This window comes from Shewanella sp. 5S214 (assembly GCF_041439795.1).
Lineage (GTDB): Bacteria > Pseudomonadota > Gammaproteobacteria > Enterobacterales > Shewanellaceae > Shewanella > Shewanella vesiculosa.
In genome coordinates, this window is record NZ_JBGOOV010000018.1 from 35,386 (window position 1) to 58,835 (window position 23,450).

Annotated in this window: 23 protein-coding genes and 1 pseudogene; 9 read left to right on the forward strand and 15 right to left on the reverse strand. The window is 41.0% G+C overall.

What is annotated here, in order from left to right; all coding sequences use genetic code 11:
- Positions 1-154: 154 nt before the first annotated feature.
- The 4 genes from ACED29_RS12940 to ACED29_RS12955 all read right to left on the reverse strand — a co-directional run bounded on the left by ACED29_RS12940 (position 155) and on the right by ACED29_RS12955 (position 2,814).
- Positions 155-841: a ChrR family anti-sigma-E factor gene (locus ACED29_RS12940; protein ID WP_124015831.1), complete on the reverse strand. Its 687-nt coding sequence runs from the start codon at positions 839-841 to the stop codon at positions 155-157.
- Positions 834-1,496 carry a sigma-70 family RNA polymerase sigma factor gene (locus ACED29_RS12945; protein WP_124015832.1) on the reverse strand — a complete coding sequence of 221 codons (663 nt, stop codon included), beginning with the start codon at positions 1,494-1,496 and terminating at the stop codon, positions 834-836. The genes ACED29_RS12940 and ACED29_RS12945 overlap by 8 nt, the downstream gene beginning before the upstream one ends.
- A 159-nt stretch (positions 1,497-1,655) precedes the next feature.
- Positions 1,656-2,246: an LON peptidase substrate-binding domain-containing protein gene (locus ACED29_RS12950; protein WP_124015833.1), complete on the reverse strand. Its 591-nt coding sequence runs from the start codon at positions 2,244-2,246 to the stop codon at positions 1,656-1,658.
- Positions 2,247-2,304: 58 nt separating this feature from the next.
- The gene (locus ACED29_RS12955; protein ID WP_220492705.1) at positions 2,305-2,814 is read right to left on the reverse strand and encodes a lipocalin family protein; all 510 of its coding nucleotides are present in this window, start codon (positions 2,812-2,814) and stop codon (positions 2,305-2,307) included.
- A gap of 258 nt (positions 2,815-3,072) precedes the next feature.
- Here ACED29_RS12955 and ACED29_RS12960 point away from each other — a divergent pair, with 258 nt between their 5' ends.
- On the forward strand, positions 3,073-4,014 hold the full coding sequence (locus tag ACED29_RS12960) for a chemotaxis protein CheV (RefSeq protein ID WP_124015834.1): 942 nt from the start codon (positions 3,073-3,075) through the stop codon (positions 4,012-4,014).
- Between the two features lie 49 nt (positions 4,015-4,063).
- Here the strand turns inward: ACED29_RS12960 and ACED29_RS12965 are convergent, their stop codons facing one another.
- Together ACED29_RS12965 and ACED29_RS12970 are read right to left on the reverse strand one after the other, a co-directional pair.
- Entirely contained in the window at positions 4,064-4,738 is a 675-nt protein-coding gene (locus tag ACED29_RS12965) for a hypothetical protein (protein ID WP_165870077.1), read from the reverse strand.
- A gap of 238 nt (positions 4,739-4,976) precedes the next feature.
- Complete coding sequence (locus ACED29_RS12970) at positions 4,977-5,336, reverse strand: DUF2750 domain-containing protein (RefSeq protein WP_182697124.1); 360 nt, start codon at positions 5,334-5,336, stop codon at positions 4,977-4,979.
- 498 nt (positions 5,337-5,834) lie between these two features.
- On the opposite strand from ACED29_RS12970, the gene ACED29_RS12975 reads away from it, so the two are divergent.
- The 3 genes from ACED29_RS12975 (at position 5,835) to ACED29_RS12985 (ending at position 7,972) form a co-directional block, all read left to right on the forward strand.
- Positions 5,835-7,082, forward strand: coding sequence for a lytic murein transglycosylase (locus tag ACED29_RS12975; RefSeq protein WP_182756703.1), 1,248 nt, complete (start codon positions 5,835-5,837; stop codon positions 7,080-7,082).
- A gap of 83 nt (positions 7,083-7,165) precedes the next feature.
- Positions 7,166-7,648, forward strand: coding sequence for a peptidylprolyl isomerase (locus tag ACED29_RS12980; protein ID WP_182756701.1), 483 nt, complete (start codon positions 7,166-7,168; stop codon positions 7,646-7,648).
- A 96-nt stretch (positions 7,649-7,744) separates the two neighbouring features.
- Positions 7,745-7,972, forward strand: coding sequence for a DUF3389 domain-containing protein (locus ACED29_RS12985; RefSeq protein WP_124015839.1), 228 nt, complete (start codon positions 7,745-7,747; stop codon positions 7,970-7,972).
- Between the two features lie 268 nt (positions 7,973-8,240).
- Here ACED29_RS12985 and ACED29_RS12990 read toward each other — a convergent pair.
- Positions 8,241-9,271, reverse strand: a pseudogene (locus tag ACED29_RS12990) (glutathione S-transferase family protein).
- Between the two features lie 213 nt (positions 9,272-9,484).
- Here ACED29_RS12990 and ACED29_RS12995 point away from each other — a divergent pair.
- The 3 genes from ACED29_RS12995 to ACED29_RS13005 all read left to right on the forward strand — a co-directional run bounded on the left by ACED29_RS12995 (position 9,485) and on the right by ACED29_RS13005 (position 12,555).
- A complete protein-coding gene (locus tag ACED29_RS12995) occupies positions 9,485-10,153 on the forward strand; it encodes an alpha/beta hydrolase (RefSeq protein WP_371697830.1) in 669 nt (222 codons plus the stop codon).
- Positions 10,154-10,466: 313 nt separating this feature from the next.
- The gene (gene ushA / locus ACED29_RS13000; protein WP_124015842.1) at positions 10,467-12,185 is read left to right on the forward strand and encodes a bifunctional UDP-sugar hydrolase/5'-nucleotidase UshA; all 1,719 of its coding nucleotides are present in this window, start codon (positions 10,467-10,469) and stop codon (positions 12,183-12,185) included.
- Positions 12,186-12,381: 196 nt separating this feature from the next.
- On the forward strand, positions 12,382-12,555 hold the full coding sequence (locus ACED29_RS13005) for a hypothetical protein (protein ID WP_165870071.1): 174 nt from the start codon (positions 12,382-12,384) through the stop codon (positions 12,553-12,555).
- Positions 12,556-12,783: 228 nt separating this feature from the next.
- On the opposite strand, the gene ACED29_RS13010 is transcribed toward ACED29_RS13005, so the two are convergent.
- From ACED29_RS13010 to ACED29_RS13035, 6 genes are all read right to left on the reverse strand, one after another.
- Entirely contained in the window at positions 12,784-13,629 is an 846-nt protein-coding gene (locus tag ACED29_RS13010; RefSeq protein WP_182741347.1) for a D-hexose-6-phosphate mutarotase, read from the reverse strand.
- Between the two features lie 85 nt (positions 13,630-13,714).
- The gene (locus ACED29_RS13015) at positions 13,715-14,329 is read right to left on the reverse strand and encodes a DUF938 domain-containing protein (RefSeq protein WP_182722756.1); all 615 of its coding nucleotides are present in this window, start codon (positions 14,327-14,329) and stop codon (positions 13,715-13,717) included.
- Positions 14,329-14,991 (reverse strand): response regulator transcription factor, encoded by a 663-nt coding sequence (locus ACED29_RS13020; protein WP_182697130.1) that lies wholly within the window; start codon positions 14,989-14,991, stop codon positions 14,329-14,331. Before ACED29_RS13020 ends, ACED29_RS13015 begins: the two co-directional genes overlap by 1 nt.
- Positions 14,992-15,174: 183 nt before the next feature.
- Complete coding sequence (locus ACED29_RS13025; RefSeq protein ID WP_124015846.1) at positions 15,175-15,612, reverse strand: acyl-CoA thioesterase; 438 nt, start codon at positions 15,610-15,612, stop codon at positions 15,175-15,177.
- Positions 15,613-15,845: 233 nt separating this feature from the next.
- Positions 15,846-16,385 carry a histidine phosphatase family protein gene (locus tag ACED29_RS13030; RefSeq protein ID WP_371697831.1) on the reverse strand — a complete coding sequence of 180 codons (540 nt, stop codon included), beginning with the start codon at positions 16,383-16,385 and terminating at the stop codon, positions 15,846-15,848.
- A 4-nt stretch (positions 16,386-16,389) separates the two neighbouring features.
- Positions 16,390-17,106 carry an SIMPL domain-containing protein gene (locus ACED29_RS13035; RefSeq protein ID WP_124015848.1) on the reverse strand — a complete coding sequence of 239 codons (717 nt, stop codon included), beginning with the start codon at positions 17,104-17,106 and terminating at the stop codon, positions 16,390-16,392.
- A gap of 361 nt (positions 17,107-17,467) precedes the next feature.
- Here ACED29_RS13035 and ACED29_RS13040 point away from each other — a divergent pair, with 361 nt between their 5' ends.
- Positions 17,468-18,691 (forward strand): HD-GYP domain-containing protein, encoded by a 1,224-nt coding sequence (locus tag ACED29_RS13040; RefSeq protein WP_182722758.1) that lies wholly within the window; start codon positions 17,468-17,470, stop codon positions 18,689-18,691.
- A gap of 101 nt (positions 18,692-18,792) precedes the next feature.
- On the opposite strand, the gene ACED29_RS13045 is transcribed toward ACED29_RS13040, so the two are convergent.
- Both ACED29_RS13045 and ACED29_RS13050 read right to left on the reverse strand, forming a co-directional pair.
- On the reverse strand, positions 18,793-19,857 hold the full coding sequence (locus ACED29_RS13045; protein WP_124015850.1) for a 3-deoxy-7-phosphoheptulonate synthase: 1,065 nt from the start codon (positions 19,855-19,857) through the stop codon (positions 18,793-18,795).
- Positions 19,858-20,051: 194 nt separating this feature from the next.
- Positions 20,052-20,864: a pyruvate, water dikinase regulatory protein gene (locus ACED29_RS13050; protein WP_124015851.1), complete on the reverse strand. Its 813-nt coding sequence runs from the start codon at positions 20,862-20,864 to the stop codon at positions 20,052-20,054.
- A gap of 126 nt (positions 20,865-20,990) precedes the next feature.
- Between ACED29_RS13050 and ppsA the strand changes: the two genes are divergently transcribed.
- Positions 20,991-23,360, forward strand: coding sequence for a phosphoenolpyruvate synthase (gene ppsA / locus ACED29_RS13055; RefSeq protein WP_124016001.1), 2,370 nt, complete (start codon positions 20,991-20,993; stop codon positions 23,358-23,360).
- The last annotated feature ends 90 nt before the right edge of the window (positions 23,361-23,450 follow it).

The window sequence follows — 23,450 nt, forward strand, 5'->3', positions numbered from 1 at the left end:
ATGAGGTACCTCATCATCCATCTTCTAAATCATTCTTTTAGAAGAAATTAAACTAATAATCTAACTTATGCCGCCATCATCAGCTAAGTGATAAGTTGGCATACGTAAGCTATCTTTGCAGCGAGCAGTAAATAACTCGCAAGGATATTGATATTTAGTAAATTAGATCACCAATTGGATTTAGTAACTTACTTATACCTTTAGTGAAGTATAAGGGCGCATCTACTACGGTGTAACACAAACAACCATCAATTGTTTTAGGTGAATGTTGGTGCGCTTTATCAAGCAACATAAAATCACCTGGTTTATAAGTGTTATAGCAATCGCTAAACTCTCCTGCCAGTAACAAGGTTAACTCTGCACCTTTATGGGTATGCTCAGGTATTTCACCATTAGCAGCAATGTGTAACAAACTCGCTCTTGCTTGCGGCTCTCCGGTATCAAGTCTTAAACGACTCACTTTACCAATACCTTGCCATGATGCATTGATTTGATTGCGAAATGCTCTTGGTAAAGAGTAATGCTGACCTTTGATGTTGACACTGTTATCTTCTGTCTTGTCGATATTCGTCGGCTGCTCGGCCGCTAATGTATCTAGAGTTGAATTTAATAACTGGCTCAATAATGCGTCTAACTGATCATTATCTTTACTGTTAGCGAATTGTGGTGCTACTGCCGATTCAAATTGCTGTTCAGACATGGCAATTGTCATCTGGTCAAGCTGCTGTTGGCAATGCTGACAAAACTCAGCATGGGCAGAGATTGCAATCGACATGGACAGCGGTAATTCGCCTTTAGCATGGAGAGACAGCATGTGCTGGTCAGGGTGGTAATTAATCATAGTGTTTCTCCATAAAGCTTTTCAATTTTTCTAAACCTAGTCTAAGTCGAGATTTAACCGTTCCAATTGGAATATTAAGTTTGTCTGCAAGCTCTTGTTGAGTCAGCTCTTGCATATAAATACCTTGTACTACTTGGCGTTGTAAGGGAGGTAATTCCTCTACATGCTGCAATAAAGAAGCCGACAATAAGAAGTCATTGTCGTCATTTTCTGCATCATCAGATTCAAACAATGGCCAAATGTCATCACCAAATGCATCTTCGCGGTTATGTTGCACTTTGCGAAGCATGTCAAAGCATTGATTACGCATTATGGTGAAAACCCAAGTGCTTACAGCTGCTTTATCTGCATTATAAAGATGTGCTTTGGTCCATACTCGAGTCATTGTCTCTTGCACTAAATCCATTGCTAAGCCCTGTTGACTTAAACGCTGTACGCCAAAAGAATTAATTTTAGGGCCAAAATGCGAAAAGAGTTTGGCAAAAGAAGTCTTGCATCGATGATTAGCGACTTTCATCATTAATGCAGCGAGTTCATCTGCCATTGGATTTGGTTCGTCTGATTTCATAGCACCGCTTCGTTTAATTAGGGATCTCTGTGCAAGATGTCCCTTATCATAACGATTTTGTGCGCTTTGTGATTGAATATTTTCCATTATTTTCACTCGCATCCAATAATTACTTCATTAAGCATAATTAATTATCTTATCCATGCAGTTGCTAATGTGGCCTAAAAAGACATTAGCAACTTCATTGACAAACAATAGCTATAATCATGTATACGAAAGCTCACTTAATTAAGATCACTCTTGTTATTATTTTATGATATCGAATAAGAATGATTTAGCTAATTGGTGGTCATGACTATTTATACACTGATATTTTTGTTTTGAACTCAATGGGATAATTTCAAGCCAACGCTGGCATACCCAAGACATATCATTAAAACTTTCTTCAGAGTAATGGGCCAGATGCTGCGGATACTGCTGTAAAATTTGCTTTAACGTTTGACTCAGTATTTTATCTTTTTTTCGGTTAATCTTATTGCTTTGAGCCGGTTCAATTTGTTGTTCAATGATATCGCTTGGCCAAGAATCAATTAAGCTGACGTCACCTCGTTTCAAACCGTCATCATCAACGCTAATGTGGTTAATGGTGAAGGTTTGTTTTCCTTGAACACTGATACCTAATAAGCCATCGTCAAGCGTCTCAAAGTCAATAATTTGGGTTAACGTACCAATAGGTAGAATGGTTTTTTTATCATCAGCCAGCATACATAAGCCAAACCCAATACCACTCTTTAGTGATTCAGATACTAAGCGTTTGTATCTGGGTTCAAAAATGCGTAATTGGGTATATCCCTGAGGCAATAAGCAAACGGGTAGTGGAAATAATGGGATATTCATAACGGCACCTGTATCAGATATAACAAATAAACTTACTTAATGTACGTGTAAAAAGAGCTTAACGATCATCTTTTAATGCGCCTTGATCCACCCAAATTAGATTGTTGGTGTTAATCCCCAATGCTGAGAGTTTGTTTATAAAACCTTGTTTGGTGTTGGAGTTAATCACAGCTGTTCTTGAGAGGATCCATGCATATTGCGCGTTAGGGCCAATGACTAGAGCATCGGTATATTGACCATTAGGAGCTTGGATTACGTCATGTATTTGGTATGCGCCATAAAAAGGACCAAAAAATGACACTTTAAGTAAGCCTTGGTCACTTCCATCAATAAAATAAGCTTTACCATTAGCTTCATCCCATTGCTGTTCATCTTGTTTAAATCCACGGTTAGTCACCACAACCTTGCTTCCTTGAAGTGTATATTGTGCGGTCACATGGGACATATTTCGCTCAAATGAGTGATCGAGGCGGGCGATTTCATACCAAGTTCCTAAGTACAGATTTAGTTCAAACGGTTTTACAACAGTGACCGGTTTATCGATTAAGGTACAAGCAGATAAACTCATTATTGAGAGCCATATGCTTAAGTGCCTCAGAGGTTGGGTGATATTTATCATGTATAACCTTTGCTGAAAGTTTGCGAGATGCAACAGCTTGCTTCTCTAATAAAATATGATACGAATTAAGGACGCTTTTTGATCTTGTTTAAAGGTTTTTTCTTTTTTTGGGGGATAAATCTTGTTTTAACACTGTTAATAAATCTTTTTTAAGTATAATTAGCGTTAATAATACATTTTTACGTTGTTTGTAGGTGGGACTCGTCCATGAGAAAAGTGCTCGATACGGTTGATCAAAGGACTAAGCTAGTTGGCGAAAATCGTTTAGAACTATTGCTGTTTCGCATTAACTCGACCCAGTTATTTGCCATTAATGTATTTAAAGTTAAAGAGGTGGTTAAGTTACCTCCGCTAAGTAACTTGCCTGGCAGTAACCACAACGTCTATGGTGTCGCTAATATTAGAGGGGTGTCGATCCCTGTGATCAATTTGCGTGAAGCAATTGGTTTTTCACCTATGCCGGTGACTGAAGACAGTAACTTGATTATTACTGAATATAACCGCAGTGTGCAGGGTTTTTTAGTCGGTAAAGTTGAGAATATTGTTAACATGACCTGGAGTGATATTATGCCTCCGCCTAAAACCTCTGGAGGGCATAATTACTTAACCGCGATAACTAAAATAGAAGACCAAGGTCAATCACGATTAGTATCCATTATTGACGTAGAGAAAGTCTTAGCTGAGATCATTAGCTATGATGTTAAGTTGTCAGATGGTGTGCTTGATGAATCTCTGACTTCTCATATGCCAGGGCGTAAGATATTAGTCGTCGATGACTCCTCCACAGCTCGCAAGCAAGTGAGGGACACATTAAGTAAGTTAGGCATTGAGATCCTTGAGGCATCAGACGGGCTACAAGCGTTACGGTTATTACAATCGTGGGCCGATAAAGGTCAAAACGTTGCCGAAGAATTGCTTATGATGATAACCGATGCAGAAATGCCTGAGATGGATGGTTATAAGTTGACTCATGAAGTCCGTAATGATCCCCGAATGGCGGCATTATTTATTACACTCAATACTTCTTTAAGCGGCAGTTTTAACCAAGCTATGGTGAAAAAAGTCGGCTGCAATGAGTTTATTTCTAAATTTCAACCCGACTTGTTAGTGAGTGTTGTTCAAGATCGTTTACGTGCTATTCTTTCATAGGCAATAGCATAAATCGTTAACCAGAGGCACGTATCCAGAGTGGATTGAGTTATTGAGCCGCACCTTGGTCCATATCTTCGATCAACTCATCAAGAATTCGACGCTGGTTTCCAGGGGTAATACCAATATTGAGCCGAGCTATTTTGACCGCATGGCCAAATTGGGCTTTACCCAATAGCGTAATGAGCTGCTGTAAAAAAATACTGTCTAAAGACAATGTTTGGCTGTAGTGGCTAATGGCTTTAGTGAGTGACGTAAACACAATGCCGTCAAATTCAAAACCTGTTTGATATTGACTCACATCGCCAGCAATCTCGCCATCGAGTAATATACCTTCCAGACTTAATGGCCAACCTCTTGCATTCATTCGACTTTGTGCAATTTGGTACATCATCCAAGCACTTTTTTTAAAGCCTCCAAAAATCATACAGTCAAATTCTGATTGTTCGAGTTCTTCTTCAGTCCAGTTAATTCCAATGGCCAAGTCTTTACGGTATAAATGCATTAAATTGTCTTTTACTGCATCTCGACAATCCCAAATAGAGGTCAGCAGATTTTTCTTGGCTAGCATATGGCATTCTTTACACGCCGGAATCGTTAAAGAGGGGTGGGGAGTGTGAGTCATTCTATAATAATCAAACAATTGATTACTTGGCTCGTTACAAAACCAACATGTATGACGTTTATCAAAAGGAATATCAATCTGTGTAGGCATGGATGCAATACTATTAATGAGCAGTGAAATGATGGCTGAACTTAGTGGCTAAGCGTAAATTAATCTGAGCTTAGGATTATCATACGCAGCGATAACACCAAGCAGTGGCTTGTGAGTTATCGCTGCGTATGGCGCTCTTTGAATGACCGACAAAGTCGAACCTAGTGTAAAGAATAACCTTAACAAAAGGTAAAGACGCTGTTTAAAGTGCGCTTTTTATTCCCTATTCAGCTTAAATTAGTGACGATTATTCTTTTTCAAAATCGACTAATTCTTTAGCGAGTACGATAGGATCAATTTCTAAGCACTCTTGTTCTGCTTCCCAATTAACACCGATTAGAACGCCATCGTCATTTAAATCACTCACCCAGTATTCTAAGAACTCCGTTAGCGTAATAGTAACCGGATTATAGTCAGCCCATTCATCAGTGCAGTGACTTTTTGCTGCAGCTTCGCTTGACCAAAGTGGCATAACATCTGTTTCTTCAAATTCTGATGAGTCACATACTACCCAACCCTCACCAGTTTCATCTTGTAAGCCCCATAAGACTTGATGTTGTTTTACGCTTTCGATAAAGCTTGATAATGCTGCAGTTTGTTCTGTCATGATTAATCGCTCAAATGAGTTAGAATTAATGTCATTATACGGACTCATTGAATAAGGAAAAGGCTTAATTAATGACAATTATATTTAGCTGGAGACTTAAGCAGTGTTTAAAGGCTAAATTGACTCATTATCTTGTGACTCTGCGGTAAATGAGAGCAGCATAGATAATAGACACATCAAAAGTGTTTTGGTGATAATAGCTAGTGGCTCGTTGTGGTTGCTGCCAGTCTTTATGGCATGGCTCTTATTAAACTAACGTTTAAATGCGATGATTGCTTGGTTTTATGAGGTATTCATAATGGATAAACCATGGGGCTATTTTACATGCTGCTGTGGTTTTGAGTCGGTTTACCATGATTGCGCACTTGTTAGCAGATTTTTCATTTTTCACTTCGGTTTAGCATAAATAAACAGGGTTTAATGTTAACAGCTCTTGTTTCCTTAAGGCTGATGCGTCACGATATTCAATATTCATTTTGCGTAAATTAAGTGTTGTTCATGGCCCATAAAAGACGTTTATCTGTGTTTATTGCTTCAATGTTTTTATCTAGTACCTTATTAAGTGCTTGTGCGGTATCGGCATCACCCGATCCTGTTGCAGATGTTGCTCCTGCTCAAGAGCAAGCTGATTTTGCCACTTGTGTCGTTACGTTACAGCAAAAAGCTAAAGCCGCAGGGATTTCACAACAGATTATCGACACTACAGTGGCAAATTTAAAGTATGTCCCTAGAGTGATTGAATTAGATAATCAGCAACCTGAATTTACCACCACCTTTGGTGATTACTTTGATAAACGTGTCACTGCGTGGCGAGTTGAGCAGGGTAAAAAAATGTTGGCTGAGCATAAATCATTATTAGCTAAGCTCACAAAAGAGTATGGCGTACCAGGGCAATACATTGTTGCTTTCTGGGGGCTAGAAACTAATTTTGGGAGTTATAAAGGCAGCATGCCTGTGCTCGATTCATTAGCAACATTAGCGTGCGATCCAAGGCGTAGTGATTATTTTACTGGTGAGTTACTGCAAGCGTTGACCTTAAAGCAGCAGTATAATTTTGCCGACAGTAAAATGGTTGGTTCATGGGCCGGAGCTATGGGGCATACTCAATTTATGCCAACCAATTATCGAAAGTATGCGGTAGATGGCGATGGCGATGGTGTTGCTGATTTATGGAACAGTACTGATGATGCACTGACATCTGCGGCAAATTTTTTACAGCATCTAGGTTGGAAAGCAGATGAACGATGGGGGCGTGAAGTGTTGATTCCTAGCGATTATTCTTTTGCTTACTTAGGCGGTAAACATCCTCTACCACTGGTTAAGTGGCGTGAGCTTAATGTTAAGCAAGTTAATGGTCAGCCTTTGTCTACACCAGATATGCAAGCAGCGTTATATTTGCCAGCAGGGCACACAGGGCCTGCTTTTTTAGGATATGACAACTTTAATGTGATAATGCGTTGGAATCGTTCTGAATTTTATGCCATTTCAGTGGGACATTTAGCCGATCGTATAAATGGTGGTGCGGTATTAACCCGTGCAGTACCTAAACAGCCAAGGCTAAGCCGAGAAACGGTCAAACAAATTCAGCAAAGGCTCAATGATGCTGGTTTCGATGTGGGTAAGCCTGACGGTATTTTAGGGCGTAATTCAGTATTAGGGTTACAAGCTTTTCAACATGAAAAAGGGCTTATTGCTGATGGATTTCCTGATGTAGAGACGTTTACTGCCTTGGGTATCAAACTATAATCAGTATTTTTATGAGCATTTTTTGTGGATGCATTAGTACGCTTTTGCTAAGCTTCGGCAAATTTTTGAATTAAGGAACGATAATGAGCATTAAAGACAATATGGTCGTGCAGTTTAATTACACGCTACGTGATGAAAAAGGCGAAGTACTTGAATCAAACGAAGGTCGTGAGGCGATTGCCTATTTGCATGGTCATGACAACATGATGCCTGGTATTGAAGATGCGATTAATGGCAAAGAAATTGGCGAGAAATTCACTATTACTCCGCCAGCTGCAGATACTTATGGCGAACGTCAACCAGATTCTGAGCAGCGCGTGTCGGTTAAACACCTTGCAGGCGCTAAAGTATGGAAACCGGGCATGGCTGCCGTGGTGAATACTGAGCAAGGCCAGCGTCAAGTGACCATTATTAAAGTCGGTAAGTTTATGGCGACGGTTGATGTTAATCATCCACTTGCTGGCCGTGAATTAACTTTCGATATTGAAATTGTCGGTGCCCGCGATGCATCTGATGAAGAAATTGCCCATGGTCATGCCCATGGCGCTGGTGGTCATCACCACTAGTAGGGGACCGCTTGGGTAAATTGATATTTACTTATGGTTTAACCCTGTACAGATCCCAAGTGAAGACTTGGGATTTTTTGTTTTAAGAGAGTAGATATGATTATTGATTTCTCATTAGGTAAAATTATTGTCACTGTGCATGAAATTCAGTGCCGGTTTCATGATAGCCAATTAGTGCTTACCGCATCCATGGATGACATTAGCTGTTTTCATCAAGGCTTAGTGATTGTTGCCGATGCAGGAACGGTGAGGTGGAGTATTAAACTGGATAATCCAGCGCAATTAGACGCGCTATTGCAACACACTGGCATTCAAGCGCAATAACTTAATTTGTATCGGCTTAGTGGCAAGATGAATGGGAATAGGCTGCTCGGCCATGAGCCTTGATTCAACTTGAATGACAAACTGAAGGTATTGACATGCTCTGAGCGATGCATGACATGTCAATACGATTACTGTCTATTTAACCTCCAACCAAAGCTAACCCACAGTTTGTGGCTTATATTATTGCTGCCGTTTTCGCTGCACTTCTGACTGCATATTGCCGCGAGTCCACTAAACTCCTTAAGCGTGTTCAAAAACCTATGACAGATTAACCTTGTGGGTGAGATGTTGACGTCATTAGTTGCTCACGGTTATGTGGGCGTAAAAAGTCAATATCAGGCCCGGCAGGGATGATTTGAGTCGGATTAATTTGTTGATGACTAAAGTAATAATGCTGCTTGATATGATCCATATTGACTGTGGTAGCAATGCCGGGTTGTTGATATAAATCACGTAAATAATCTGAAATATAGGCCATGCTTTCGATTGTATTGCGGTTGGTTTTAAAATGGCCGACATACACATTGTCAAAACGGATCAGGGTAGTAAACAGACGCCAATCCGCTTCAGTAATGCTATCGCCCAATAGATACCGTTTTGTGCTTAAGCGGGTCTCGATGGTGTCCAGCGCCGAGAATAAGGCATCATAAGCTTCTTCATAAGCGGCTTGTGAGGTAGCAAAACCACAGCGATAAACCCCATTATTGATTTTTTCGTAAATGAACTCATTGAGTTGGTTTATCTGCGGTTGTAAGGCTTGAGGATAATAATCGAGTGTATTGCCGGTAATATCATTAAAGGCGGTATTGAACATTCTAATGATTTCAGATGATTCATTACTGACGATAGTGTTGGTTTTTTTGTCCCACAATACTGGTACTGTGACTCGACCATTGTAGTGTGGTTTCGCTAATTGATAGATTTGGTATAAAAGTCTTTTTGATGTAAAGGATCGGCTTGAGCCCCTGCTATGTGTTGACCAATTTTGCCATCAACAGCATTGGCAAACTCCCAGCCGTTTTCTCGCATATGTGCTTCAACAACAGTAACATCAATAAGTGATTGTAATTGCTTTAATTCTCTAAAGATAAGGGTGCGGTGCGCCCAAGGGCAGGCTAGAGAGACGTACAAATGATAGCGGCCTGCTTCTGCAACAAAGCCTGCATCGCCAGAGGGGCCAGCTTGGCCATCCGCAGTTACCCAATGACGTAATTGCGCATCTTCTCGAACAAACTCACCGCCATTTTCTTCGGTTGCATACCATTGATCGACCCACTGGCCATTTTGTAGTAATCCCATATATCTCATCTCCTTAGTGGCTTTAGTCTTAGGTTACAACAAATAAAATCGAATAAAAGTGTAATTAATCGCTAGTTTTGTTCGATTAAATTAATTACATTGCCGTCAAGGTTGATTATTTGTGGTGATGGGGTGTGAATAGATCGATGTTAAAAATCAATTGACGTAATATAGCCTGCAATATTTTATTGCATTGATAGGATTGATATATATATGTCTTTTAAGCTAGAAAAAATTGTAATCGAGCCGCAAACACCTGCGACAGCATGCGTTATTTGGCTTCATGGATTGGGTGATTCAGGTGCTGGCTTTGCGCCCGTCGTCCCCGTATTAGGCTTAGCTGGTCAGCACAGTATTCGTTTTATTTTTCCTCATGCACCAGAACAAGCAGTGACCATCAATGGCGGTTTTGTTATGCGCTCATGGTACGATATTAAAAGCATGGATTTACACGATCGCGCCGATATACAAGGTGTTATGGCGTCTGAGCAAGCCATCCGTCAGTTAATTGTCGAGCAGATTAATAGTGGTATACCTGCTGATAAAATCATTTTAGCTGGTTTTAGTCAAGGTGGGGTCATGAGTTTGTTCACCGGGCTGCGTTTTGAACAAAAACTGGCCGGTATTATGGCGTTATCATGTTATTTACCCGGTGGCGAAACATTGCCAGAGCAACTTGCTGATGCTAATGCTCATACTGCTATTTTACAACATCATGGTGAGCAAGATGATGTTGTCCCGATGTTTGCTGGTAAAATGGCTTATGACGCACTGATTGCGGCAGGTTATCAGAGTACCTGGAAAACTTATCCGATGGCTCACAGTGTATTGCCTAATCAACTTGCTGATATTGGTCAATGGTTGCAGCAAGTGTTGAAATAACGCAAGCTCATCACTGTTCTTATATAAAGACAATAATCGTTATTGTCTTTATATAAAAAAATCAATCTAATTAAATGGCTTAGCAGCAAAAATGCTTAAGCCATTTTTTTTACTTTACTTTAACATACCCGTTAACATGGTAATTGTTTTTTACTGGGAACTATTGAGGTGTAAGTTATTGTTAAATAATGTATTAAAAATCACATTCTGTCATAAAAGTGACATCAAAAACCGTCAATCTTTGTTATCATTCTGGCCGTGAATAGGATAATTCACGGATTTAAAAATATAAATTATAACATCGGGGTAAATCATGACAAATATGTTAATTAAAGGATTGGTCGCAACGGCTGTACTAGCAGCGTTGACCGGTTGTGGCAGTGACGACGACAATACCGCTGTCGTTGCACCGACGACGTGTGCCGAAGCTGGTGCAGATTGTAAAATATTTACAGTATTACATACCAATGACAACCACGGTCGTTTTTGGGAAAACGGTGACGGCGAATACGGTATGGCAGCACGTAAAACGCTGATCGATCAGATCCGTGCTGAAGTTAGCTCAAACGGCGGTGAAACGATTTTACTTTCGGGCGGAGATATCAACACTGGCGTCCCTGAGTCAGACTTACAAGACGCAGTGCCAGATTTTATTGGTATGAATGAAATTGCTTATGACGCAATGGCAGTCGGTAACCATGAGTTTGATAATCCACTTGCGGTATTAGATTCACAACGCTCAATTGCTAACTTCCCAATGTTAGCGGCTAACATTTATAAAGCTGATGGCACTCGCTACTTTGATGCTTACAAAGTATTTAATATAAATGGTTTGCGCATTGCTGTGATCGGTTTAACCACTGAAGACACTGCGAAGATTGGTAACCCAGAATTTATCAAAGATTTAACCTTTACCGATCCAACCACTGAAGCAGCAAAAGTGATTGCAGAAATTAAAGCTGCAGATACTGCGGATCTTATTTTTGCAACCACTCATATGGGTCACTATGCGGATGCAATGAATGGTAGTAACGCTCCTGGCGACGTCGCCATGGCTCGTGCTCTAGCAGAAGGTGATTTGAATGCCATTATTGGTGGTCATTCACAAAACCCAGTATGTATGGAACCAGGTACAAACGATTACGCTGACTTTGCTCCTGGCGATGACTGTACGCCTGATATGCAAAATGGCACTTACATTATGCAAGCTCACGAGTGGGGTAAGTATGTCGGTCGTGCTGATTTTGAATATTTCAATGGCGAGCTTCACCTTGCTAGTTACAAGTTAATCCCGGTTAACTTGAAAACATCAGTGACTGATGCAGATGGCAACAAAACGAAAGTATTGGTTGCTGATGAAATCGCCGCAGATGCAGACTTAAAACAACTACTTTCTTATTATCAAGAACGTGGTCAAGGCCAACTTAGTGAAGTGATTGCTACCACCGATGGTTTATTAGACGGCGAACGTGCAAATGTACGTAATATGCAAACTAATTTAGGCCGTTTGGTTGCAGAAGCGCAACGCACTAAAGTCGGTGCCGATATCGGTGTAATGAACTCTGGTGGTGTGCGTGCTTCAATTGCTGAAGGTGATATCTCTTACCGTGACGTGTTAACCGTGCAGCCTTTTGGCAACATGGTAACGTTAAGCACTATGACAGGTGCAGAAGTCACTGAGTACTTAAACACTGTAGCATCTTTCCAACGTGGTTCTGGCGCATATGCACAAATCACCGGTGTGAAAATGACAGTAGATTGTACTGCTCAAACAGTTGCTATCAGTGAAATCAATGGTAAAGATTACAGTGCCACTGACTCATACAGCTTTACTGTACCAAGCTTCAATGCTGCTGGTGGTGATGGCTATCCTGAGCTTGCACCAATTCAAACAGGTTATGTTGATGCAGAAGTGTTATACACTTTCTTCAAAGATAAAGGCACTATTGCGGCTGCAGATTATGCTCCAATGGGTGACATTGTTTATGAAAACTCAAACAGCCCACTAGGTTGTGAAGTAACAGCAAACTAATTAGCCTCAATTTGGGTAAACAGATGGTATAACCATTTCTTATCTCGACCAAAGGTACGATTGCAAAAAAGGCAGCTGAAGCTGCCTTTTTTATTGGCTGCTATTTAGTTGACTTACAGTGGATTAAAGGGCTAATGTGATTGGAGAATATAGTGACTGATGAACAGTTCATTGATTGGGTTGAGAGATAATTAATATGACAGGTATCTACAGAGTCGTGGTCTTAATCGCATTAATTGCGCTGGCGTTGACATGTTATTTAGCCGGCAGCCAAACCGGGGCGGTGACTTTTTTTGTGGCTGGAGGATTACTTGAAACCGCTTTTTGGTTTGGTTTGTTTCGAAAATCTACCAATCGAACCATTAGTTAATTCTAACCGCTAAGCTGATTAGTCATTTTACGATAAGCGATTAGCTTTATGTGATCGATATCCTGAATGCTACTAAGCAACATGTGATAATCAACTGGCAGCCGAGGCTGCCTTTTGATTATGCTCAAGTCAAATTAGCTTGATAACTGCGTGTTTCATCAGTCTATGGCTGACGTGATTAGCCACAATTAAGTGATATTATTTCCAGCCTATTTATTTCCAACCTATTTATTTCCAACCGATATGAGTGGTTAACGTGTGGGTTTGTCCTGGCGCTAACACTATGCTGTCGTCTCTCACGTTGGCTGCTTCTAAACAGACCATGGTTAAGTAATCATCATGATTAAACCGAGATAGGCGGGTTGACTTGTCTATCCAAGGATTCCATAACACTGCGGATTGGCTGTTTTCCCGGCTCACCACAATCGTTCCATTTGGAGTATGTAATTCCTGAATGGGCGCTAGTTTGGTATAAACTCTATCGGTTTCTCGATCAAATTTAACCACATCGTCGACTTGTTCAAAAGGTCCTTGATCAAATTCAATGTATTGTGAACCGCCAAATCCACTGGCCTTAAGTAGGTGAATATCTTCTATGGGGAAATAGCTATGCAATGCTTGTGTGAGCTCGATGTCGTAATCTGCATTGTTAATATTGATGATGCTTACCGATAATGTTTCACCTAAGTTAAATAGCACCTTCACTTGGGTATTATGCGGCCAATACTGCTTATCTATTTCGCTGGCGGGCAGGGCAAACAGCAACTCAACAGATTGATCGCCCATGTTGATGGATTCTAATGACCAAATCTTATTGCGCGCAAAACCATGCTGCGGAAAGCCTTGGATATCGCTCATCCCAAACCAAGGCCAACAAACTGGAATTCCACCTCTTATGCCATTGCCTGGTTGGTAATCGTCGGCACTTGATACCCATAAAAGTGGTGATTTTCCACTGGGTGTAAATTGATCTATTTGCGCCCCTTGCAAAAAAATACGCGCTTGGCAAAACGCGGTATCGACAGCAACATAATCGAGACCATTGGCATGTCTCTTGGTGGTAACTGAACCCATAATCTGTGTCCTTATATGTGTTAATCCAAGCCGATAGCTTATAAATGAACAGAAGCAATTGGCTTATTGGTTAAATGATTTGGGCTTACTTAATAAAATGCAGTAAACGATTATTGGCTGGCATAGCAATGTCTTCTCGAAGCGTTAGCCCTTGCTGCTGTGCTAATTGACAGATCCATTCGATATCGCGGATGCCGCTTTGGGGATTATTGTGTTGTAAAGACATATTGAACTGTCGATTACTGTCACTGGTAAATTGGCCTTGGTAATTGAACGGACCATAAATAACTAATGAGCCAGCGTTTACCAATAGATTACCCACGCCAATAAAAAATGCTTCAACCATAGTCTTACTCATAATATGCAGAGTATTAGCACTGAATATCGCATCGACATTTGATGTCAGTTGCGGCCAAGGCTGGGTGACATCTAATTCAATAGCCGGCTGTAAGTTTGGTGATGCTTGCAAATTGAGACGAGCTTGCAAATTAGGCAGATAATGCCGTTGATCGCTTGGTTGCCAGCGGATATGCGGAAGATGGTTAGCAAAATACACGCTATGCTGGCCAGTACCACTGCCTATTTCAAGCAAATGAACGCAACTAGGAAGCCACTTTGTTAATAGCGTTAATATAGGCTGCTGGTTATTTTCACAAGCTTGCGAAAAAGGTAGCTGTTGTAACGTTAATGATTGAGGCATTACGAGATATCAATTCTATCCATTTCTAATTGCTGTAATGCTATCACCGCTTGAGTGCGATTGCGAACACCCAATTTGCGAAATATTGCCGTTGCATGAGCCTTGATGGTGGCTTCTGATACCCCAAAATCATAAGCAATTTGTTTGTTGAGTAATCCTTCGGCAAACATCTGCAGTACGCGATATTGCTGTGGGGTTAAATCAGATAGGCGTGAGGCCATTTTATCGGTTGGATCATCAGAAACCGGCACAATTTGGGTACCTTTGGGTAACCAAATATCACCGTATAACACCGCGTTTAACGCTTCTTCCAACACTTCCATAGACGCTGATTTCGGTATGAATCCGCTACTACCATAATGTATTGCTCGGCTTATGGTATTGATGTCTTCGTGGGCAGAAATCACCACCACAGGAATGTCTGGATGATGGGTTCTAAGGTGGATTAACGTTGAATAACCGTGAGAGCCAGGCATCTGTAGGTCAAGTAAGATTAAGTCAAACGGTTGGTCTTTCTCATCAAGGACATGTTGTAATGCCTCGGCACTATCAGCCTCAAACCATTGCGTGTGTTCAAAGGCATTACTCAGCGCTAGCCTTAAGGCATTACGGAATAATGGATGGTCATCTGCAATAATGATATTTAAATTTTCGAGCTTCATGGCGTTTTTTATTCTATGTTGCACGTGAAGATAAACTCAATGTAACAGAAAAGTAATCGAGTATTCTATTGCTTTGTGCAAGATTATCATTGATTTGAATAAAAACAATCAAACTATAGACTTTAGTCTAGTGAGCGAAATGATGATGCAGCCATCTATCTGACTGCATTTACTGGGGTGTTATTAATTATGTGGCCACACTTGGGTCGGGTTGCGATTTTCATCTACCGCAACAAAAGTAAACACGCCACGTATTGCATGTTCCCTGTGATCGCGGTACATATCTTCAACATAAATATTCACTTCAACTTTTAGCGATGTGTTACCAACATGGATCACATTTGCAATCAGCTCAGCCAAGCTGCCAGCGGGTATCGCTTTTTTGAAATCAATCCGATCAGAACTCACGGTTACTAATGATTTACGACAAAAACGTGTAGCGGCAATAAATGCTGTTTCATCCATCCAGGCTAATGCATCACCACCAAATAAGGTGTTATGGTGATTAGTATTAGATGGGAAAATTGCCTTAATAACGCGGGCTTCTGATTGAGCAATACGTGCTGCAATGTCATCAGGGAAATGGTTTTGAGTTTGTGCTGGGTTTTGAGCAAGGGACATACAACGACCTAATGTTATGCGGTTCAATAAAGAATTAAGCGAAAAAGCCGCGCATTGTAATGTATTGAGCGTATTCGTGTCGATGTTGTGGTGCTTATTTGTCGATAAGGCCTCACGATTGTGCAACCTTATGGACAATATGTTGTTTAATAGTAACAACTGAATTTTTTGATTAACCTAATGTGCTTAAATGCAGTTGTCGATTGAGTTGATGTCTATTCTGCACAGGCTAATTAATAACGAAGCAATACCGTTGATACTATTTGTTTGTTGGCATTTAGGGTCACAATATATAAACGATCAAATTCACTGGCGTCATCAATCGGTATTTGTTGCTTTGCCCCGAGTTTTTCAACTAAATCTGTCGAAGTATTACTGTGGCCTACCACTAAAATATTACCCTGTTCGGCTAATAACTGCTGGGCAAAGTTTGCCATATTTTGAGGATCATAAACACTTAGCTCCAGGTGTTGATCTTGAGCGACTTGCTTGGCTGTTTCACGGGTACGATTATAATCAGTGGTGTAGACTTTTTGTAAAGGGGTCGCCGATAACACTGTTGCTAAACGTAAGGCTCGTAATTGTCCTTGGGCAGACAAACTGGGATTTTTACCAGTACGTTTTTCTGCATGCCTAACGATAAAGATAACGTGATTACTTGTGGCCCCTTTATGGTTAAGATCAACTGATGCCGATTCTGGCGACTGTGCCATTATTGATATGCTCATTAAGCTCATCAAACCAATCAGTATGCTGGTGATTATCTGTTTCATATGGTTAATCCGCTAAGTAATATTCGATGGTTGATACCACACGCACTTGCTTAATGTAGGGCGTATTCTTATCTCTGTTACTGATACTGAATTGCCCTTGAGTGGCTTTTTTAATTTTTCCTAATCGGCTTTGAGAATCTTTAGCAAATTTTTCGGCCACTGAGCGGGCATTGGTGGTCGATTCTTCAATCATTTTTGGCTTAACGTCATTTAATCGGCTGAAAATATACTCGACTTGGGCATCATAGTTATTCTGCGAGAATACAATGCCTGTTTTCCCCAGCTCAGTTAATTGCGGCATGACACCACGCACTTTATCGATGTCATTAGAATAAACCGTAATGGTTTGTGTCGCGGTATAACGCAATTCTATTGGTTGATTACCACCATATTGTTGTGCCAATTTATCGGTAATTGTCGGAGCTGTGAGGGTAATTTCTTTTGGATCGATATGTTGCTCAGTTAAAAAACTGACCACTTGGTTGTTTTGTGCTTCCAGCTGTTTATACAGTTCGTCGAGATTATTATTGGCTGCAGTAAATTGGATAGGCCAGATGACAATGTCTGCAGGATATTCATTTTCTGCTAAGCCTTTAACTGTGACACTGCGCTCAAGTAATTTGTATTCAACAATGGCTTGTTTGAGTAATAGACCCAAAGCACCAAAGCCCAGCGCAATGAATATTCCAAAAACAGCAGCACTACGAGACGAACTTTGCATAACAACATCCTTATTAATAGGTAACAGTGTGGCTCGACGAAGGTGACTCTTTGTTGCAGAGAATGAATAGAAGTACTTCATTATCATATAAGGCCATCATTATGGTCAAATAAGGCACTATCAACAATCATCGTCAGTCCAATGAAGGGCGATCATAATCGAATATGGACTCAATATTGGTTTTATGGATTATTTTTAATCCTATTTTTTGCGTATTGTCAGTGTTGCAACAATACTTACAAGCGCAAATAACACAATTGCTATATTGCCTTTATCACTTGGATAACGTTTTAAGCTATTCAATTTACTATATTAAAAAAACTCAATGCTGTGAGCACAACCTCGCCTTAAAGGAATTAATATGTCTTCTCGGTTAACCGCACAGCTTATTCTTCATGGATTTGATGATTCATTACCAGCATGGCGTCGAGTGATTTTTCAACGATTATTTAGCATATTAGCTTTATTGTGTATTCCGGTTTACATCACCAGTGTCTATTTGTGCGTCGTTAAAAACTTATGGGGCATGGCAATATTTGATACTCTCGCTTATGGAATATTGTTATTCATTTTGTTTTATCCTCGCATTACTGATAGGCAAAAATTTATCGTAGGATGTTACCTTGCGTTTGGTATCGGTATTGGTTTTGTCATTGCTATCGGCCCCTCTGGCGCGGGCTTTTTTTGGCTATTTGCTTTCCCTCCACTGTGCAGCATTTTGCTCGGCGAAAAAATGGCGCTATGGGCTCAAGTTGTCAACGCGATATCGCTATTACTAATCGGTATCGCCTATCAATACCAACTAGTTCATTGGCCTGATGTGAGTGGATTTTCGACCTTGATCTGGTATGTGGTAGCGATTAACTTTTTAGTGACTAATGCCATTGTGACTCAGTCTATATCTTATTTGTTGGGTAAATTAACGCATTCGTTAGCATCTACTTTGGCCTCACGTAAAGCCACTGTGATGGGATTAGCTAAGTTAGCTGAGTACCGTGATAATGAAACGGGGGCGCATTTAATCAGAATGCAGCAGTATGCCAATATGCTGGCAAAACAACGATTAACTGATGAGCATGTTCCACAAGAATTAACCGAAGCTTTTATTCAAGAAATAAGCCTCTCAGCCATTTTGCATGATATAGGTAAAGTGGGTATTGCCGATCATATCTTATTAAAACCTGGACGCTTAACGGCAGAAGAGTTCGAGCAAATTAAGGCGCATCCAGTGATAGGTGAAAAAGTACTGAATAGTCTATTAGCCTATGCCCCAGAATGTTCATTTATTCGGATGGGGCGCGACATTGCCGGAGCTCACCATGAAAAGTGGGATGGCAGCGGCTATCCTAAGGGGTTAATCGGTGATGCCATTCCCTTGTCTGCGAGAATAGTGGCTCTGGTTGATGTATATGACGCATTAACATCACCACGCTGTTACAAGAGGCCATTTAGCCATGAAGAAGCTATGACGCTTATTTTAGAAGGTAAAGGTAAACATTTTGACCCTGAGTTAGTCGACAGCTTGGTGATGATCAGTGAACAGTTTGCCGTATTGTCTAAAGCCTCTTTACTAGAACAAGAGTAATAGGATGGATTTAAGACTATAAATGGCAATGCCAGTCATAAATGACTGGCATTGGTAAACGTTCATCAAGCTGCTCAACTAGCGAATAAGTCAGTAAGGACTTATTGTGCGAGTAAGGCTTTACGCTCTCTTGATGCTTGAGCTAAATCACGTAACAGTTTTTCTGAATCAGCCCAATGTAAACAGGCATCGGTAATACTTTGACCATAAACTAAAGGTTCACCTTTAACGACTTTTTGATTACCTTCAATCATAAAGCTTTCAGCCATAATACCGGCGATAGCTGTGCTACCACTGCGCAGTTGCGCTATGATGCTATCGGCAACATTTAACTGATTTTTATGCTGTTTTTCACTGTTGCCGTGGCTAAAGTCAACCACCATACGCTGAGTTACACCCACTTGTTCAAGTTGGGCGCGAGCCACTTCAATGTCCTCTGCACAATAGTTTGGCGTTTTCCCGCCACGTAAAATAATATGCCCAAATGGATTGCCGTGAGTACGATATACCGCCATGGCGCCATCTTTATCCGGAGAATAAAAAATATGTGGAGCTTGGGCTGCGCGAACGGCGTCAACAGCGATATTAATGTTACCGTCGGTACCATTTTTAAAGCCCACAGGACAGGACAACGCAGACGCCATTTCACGGTGAATTTGGCTTTCGGTGGTACGTGCGCCAATAGCGCCCCAAGTGATTAAGTCAGCAATATATTGACCGTTTACCATGTCTAAAAATTCAGTGGCGATAGGCAGTTTTAATTCGGTGATCTGCTGCAATAGTTCGCGCGCCAAGCGCAAGCCTTTGTTGGGGCTAAAGCTGCCGTCTAAATCAGGATCCGAAATTAATCCCTTCCAGCCAACAATAGTGCGAGGCTTTTCAAAATAGACCCGCATCAGAATGCATAAGTCATCTTTTAGTTCGTGGTGAAGTGCCGATAAGCGCTCGGCATATTCAAGTGCCGCTTTGGTATCGTGAATTGAACAAGGGCCAATAATGACTAATAAGCGTTGGTCTTCACCGGCAATAATGGCTTCAACTTCTCGGCGCTGTGCAACAAGATAGTCTGCAGCATCTTGAGTCAAAGGGTATTCTGATGCCAGTTGAGCGGGTGAAATGACTTTGCTTAAAAGGGTAGTTCGTAGTTCATCTGTTTTAATTGTCATGCATATTACCGAGAAATCGTGAGATGCATCAGCATCATATTACTCGGGATTATATACCCAAAGAAGTTCAAGATGCGAGGCTTAGCCTCGGATTCTCTGGCTGAATAAACAGATTGCTGTAAACGGCTTACCCGAATTAAGCGAGTCAGTCTGGGTTTGAAAGCCTATTTACAGCGTGTTTTATTGTTTATAAATTAGAACATGTGACGTTCTAAACCGGTTATATCAATAATTTTTGTGGCAATTTCTTCAACCGAATGATTGGTGGTATTCACAAAAGGGATACGTTCTTTTTTATACATCATTTCCACTTCTTTCACTTCAAGCTTGCATTGTCTTAATGATGAATAACGGCTGTTTTCCATTCGGCTTTGACGAATTTCATGCAAACGATGTGGATCGATTGTTAAGCCAAATAATTTTGATTTATTGCGTTTTAATGCCTCAGGTAGCTGAAGGTTATCCATATCATCTTCAGTAAACGGGTAGTTTGCAGCCTTTATACCAAACTGCATCGACAGATATAAACTGGAGGGGGTTTTACCACAGCGAGATACGCCCAATAAAATGATATCGGCTTTATCCATGTGTTTCATGGTTTGGCCATCGTCGTTTTCCATGGTGTAGTTAATCGCATCTATACGAGTTTCGTAACCGTGGTTACTTTTACCATGAGTTCGATGCAATAAAGGCTTCGCTTGCACGCCCAAGTGTTGTTCTAATGGCGCAACAAAGGTATTCAAAAAGTCATAATCGACACATTCGCTTGAAAAAATCACATTGCGGATTTCCGGATTAATGATTGAGTGGAACACAAGTGGTCTTACACCTGTTGTAATAAAACAATCATTTATTTGTTGCTTCACTTTTTGTGCTTTCTGAATCGTTTCCACAAACGGAATCGTAAGTGCTTCAAATTCTATGGGAAATTGCGAAAGCACCGCATGCCCAAAAACCTCAGCTGTGATCGCGGTCCCATCTGAAATGTAGAATACTTTTGGTGTCATTCTGACCTCTTGTAGTAATAAAATTACAAATAAAATTATAGATTTACGCGTGTTGTATGGGAGTGTAAGATGCTATTGCCCTCGTGTGAAGTGGCCACTGAAATAAAAACTTGCGGAGATAAAACTGTGCAGCAATACGTACTCTGGTATCAAGAATTAGGCATGGGTGATGTAAACAAGGTTGGCGGTAAAAACGCATCCCTTGGTGAGATGATCAGCAATCTGGCTAATGCAGGGGTTCAAGTTCCTGGCGGTTTTGCAACGACCTCTCATGCGTTCAATGAGTTCCTTGAACAAAGTGGAGTTAACCAGAAAATTTTTGACATTCTGGCGACATTGGATGTTGATGATGTCAATGAACTGGCAAAAGTAGGTGCCCAGATCAGACAATGGGTTATTGAAACCCCATTTCAACCCGCATTAGAAGACGCGATTCGCGAAGCTTACGAGCAATTGTCGAGCGAAACGAAAGAAGCATCATTTGCTGTGCGTTCTTCAGCCACTGCTGAAGATATGCCTGATGCATCTTTTGCTGGTCAACAAGAAACCTTCCTCAACGTTAAAGGGTTCGATGCTGTCATGCTGGCAATTAAGCATGTATACGCATCACTGTTTAACGACCGTGCAATTTCTTACCGTGTCCACCAAGGTTATGAACATCAAGGTGTCGCTTTATCTGCTGGCGTACAACGTATGGTCCGTTCAGACAAAGCCGCATCTGGGGTGATGTTCACTATGGACACTGAGTCAGGTAATAATGACGTTGTATTTATCACTTCATCTTTTGGTTTAGGTGAAATGGTTGTACAAGGTGCTGTTAACCCTGATGAATTCTATGTGCACAAACCTATTTTAGCGCAAGGCCATCAGGCTGTTGTGCGTCGTAACATCGGCAGTAAGTTGATTCAGATGGTTTACTCTGATGATGCCGGCCATGGTAAGCAAGTTAAAATTGAAGACGTTGCTGCAGAGCAACGTCGTGTATTCTCGATTAATGATGAAGAAGTCATGGAGCTTGCTAAGCAAGCTATGGTGATTGAAAAGCATTATGGTCGTGCAATGGATATCGAATGGGCCAAAGACGGTAACGACGGAAAGTTATATATTGTCCAAGCTCGTCCAGAAACCGTTCGTAGCCGTGAAGATGTGCAGTTAATTGAACGTTATCACTTAAAAACCAAAGGCGAGGTGATCTGTGAAGGTCGTGCTATTGGCCATAAGATTGGTACTGGTGTCGCCAAGGTATTAACCTCTATTGACCAGATGGATCAAATTGAGCCAGGTGATGTGTTAGTGACTGACATGACAGACCCAGATTGGGAACCTATCATGAAACGTGCTAGTGCGATTGTAACCAACCGTGGTGGCCGTACTTGCCATGCTGCGATTATTGCACGTGAACTAGGTGTTCCTGCTGTTGTAGGTTGTGGTGATGTGACTGACCGCATTAAGACTGGCGACATAGTTACCGTATCTTGTGCTGAAGGTGATACTGGCTTAATTTTCTCGGGTAAACAAGAGTTTGAAATCGTCACTAACCGTGTTGATACCTTACCGCCTTTACCAATGAAAATTATGATGAACGTGGGTAACCCTGATCGTGCATTTGACTTTGCTCGTTTACCTAACGAAGGTGTGGGTTTAGCGCGTTTAGAGTTTATCATTAACCGCATGATTGGTATTCATCCTAAAGCGTTGCTTGACTTCAATGGCCAAACTGCTGAGCTACAGACCGAAATTAATGAAATGATCGCTGGGTATGACTCGCCAGTTGAGTTTTATGTTGCGCGTCTAGTTGAAGGTATCGCGACTATCGCATCGGCTTTTTATCCGAAGAAAGTTATCGTACGTATGTCAGACTTTAAGTCTAACGAGTATGCAAACTTAGTCGGTGGTGATCGTTACGAGCCAGATGAAGAAAATCCAATGTTGGGCTTCCGTGGTGCGAGCCGTTATATTTCTGAATCATTCCGCGATTGTTTCGCGCTCGAATGTGAAGCGATTAAACGTGTTCGTAATCAAATGGGCTTAACCAATGTTGAAGTGATGATCCCATTTGTGCGTACCGTAAACGAAGCATCTCAAGTTATTGAGTTACTAAAAGAACAAGGCTTAGAGCGCGGTAAAGATGGCTTACGCGTTATCATGATGTGTGAACTACCTTCAAACGCCTTGCTAGCTGACCAGTTCCTTGAGCATTTTGATGGTTTTTCTATCGGTTCAAACGATTTAACTCAGTTAACATTAGGGCTTGATCGTGACTCAGGAATCATCAGTCACTTGTTTGATGAGCGTAATGATGCGGTTAAAGCATTATTAGCCATGGCGATTAAAGCGGCTAAAGCGAAAGGTGCTTACGTCGGTATTTGTGGTCAAGGTCCTTCAGACCATTCTGATTTTGCTGCATGGTTAGTTGAACAAGGTATTGATTCTGTATCGCTTAATCCTGATACCGTTATCGATACTTGGTTATATTTAGCTGAAGCTCATGGCTAAATTATGCTAAAAATTGCTGGTGGATTGTCTGCCTAACATGCAATTTTATCAAGTTGTTAGAAAAGCCGCTTTTTAGCGGCTTTTTTTTGT

Excerpts from the sequence above, each read along its gene's own strand:
- ACED29_RS12940 (WP_124015831.1), bottom strand. The coding sequence starts at position 841 with ATGATTAATTACCACCCTGACCAGCACATGCTGTCTCTCCATGCTAAA.
- ACED29_RS12945 (WP_124015832.1), bottom strand. The coding sequence starts at position 1,496 with ATGGAAAATATTCAATCACAAAGCGCACAAAATCGTTATGATAAGGGA.
- ACED29_RS12950 (WP_124015833.1), bottom strand. The coding sequence starts at position 2,246 with ATGAATATCCCATTATTTCCACTACCCGTTTGCTTATTGCCTCAGGGA.
- ACED29_RS12955 (WP_220492705.1), bottom strand. The coding sequence starts at position 2,814 with ATGAGTTTATCTGCTTGTACCTTAATCGATAAACCGGTCACTGTTGTA.
- ACED29_RS12960 (WP_124015834.1), top strand. The coding sequence starts at position 3,073 with ATGAGAAAAGTGCTCGATACGGTTGATCAAAGGACTAAGCTAGTTGGC.
- ACED29_RS12970 (WP_182697124.1), bottom strand. The coding sequence starts at position 5,336 with ATGACAGAACAAACTGCAGCATTATCAAGCTTTATCGAAAGCGTAAAA.
- ACED29_RS12975 (WP_182756703.1), top strand. The coding sequence starts at position 5,835 with ATGGCCCATAAAAGACGTTTATCTGTGTTTATTGCTTCAATGTTTTTA.
- ACED29_RS12980 (WP_182756701.1), top strand. The coding sequence starts at position 7,166 with ATGAGCATTAAAGACAATATGGTCGTGCAGTTTAATTACACGCTACGT.
- ACED29_RS12985 (WP_124015839.1), top strand. The coding sequence starts at position 7,745 with ATGATTATTGATTTCTCATTAGGTAAAATTATTGTCACTGTGCATGAA.
- ACED29_RS12995 (WP_371697830.1), top strand. The coding sequence starts at position 9,485 with ATGTCTTTTAAGCTAGAAAAAATTGTAATCGAGCCGCAAACACCTGCG.
- ushA (WP_124015842.1), top strand. The coding sequence starts at position 10,467 with ATGACAAATATGTTAATTAAAGGATTGGTCGCAACGGCTGTACTAGCA.
- ACED29_RS13005 (WP_165870071.1), top strand. The coding sequence starts at position 12,382 with ATGACAGGTATCTACAGAGTCGTGGTCTTAATCGCATTAATTGCGCTG.
- ACED29_RS13010 (WP_182741347.1), bottom strand. The coding sequence starts at position 13,629 with ATGGGTTCAGTTACCACCAAGAGACATGCCAATGGTCTCGATTATGTT.
- ACED29_RS13015 (WP_182722756.1), bottom strand. The coding sequence starts at position 14,329 with ATGCCTCAATCATTAACGTTACAACAGCTACCTTTTTCGCAAGCTTGT.
- ACED29_RS13020 (WP_182697130.1), bottom strand. The coding sequence starts at position 14,991 with ATGAAGCTCGAAAATTTAAATATCATTATTGCAGATGACCATCCATTA.
- ACED29_RS13025 (WP_124015846.1), bottom strand. The coding sequence starts at position 15,612 with ATGTCCCTTGCTCAAAACCCAGCACAAACTCAAAACCATTTCCCTGAT.
- ACED29_RS13030 (WP_371697831.1), bottom strand. The coding sequence starts at position 16,385 with ATGAAACAGATAATCACCAGCATACTGATTGGTTTGATGAGCTTAATG.
- ACED29_RS13035 (WP_124015848.1), bottom strand. The coding sequence starts at position 17,106 with ATGCAAAGTTCGTCTCGTAGTGCTGCTGTTTTTGGAATATTCATTGCG.
- ACED29_RS13040 (WP_182722758.1), top strand. The coding sequence starts at position 17,468 with ATGTCTTCTCGGTTAACCGCACAGCTTATTCTTCATGGATTTGATGAT.
- ACED29_RS13045 (WP_124015850.1), bottom strand. The coding sequence starts at position 19,857 with ATGACAATTAAAACAGATGAACTACGAACTACCCTTTTAAGCAAAGTC.
- ACED29_RS13050 (WP_124015851.1), bottom strand. The coding sequence starts at position 20,864 with ATGACACCAAAAGTATTCTACATTTCAGATGGGACCGCGATCACAGCT.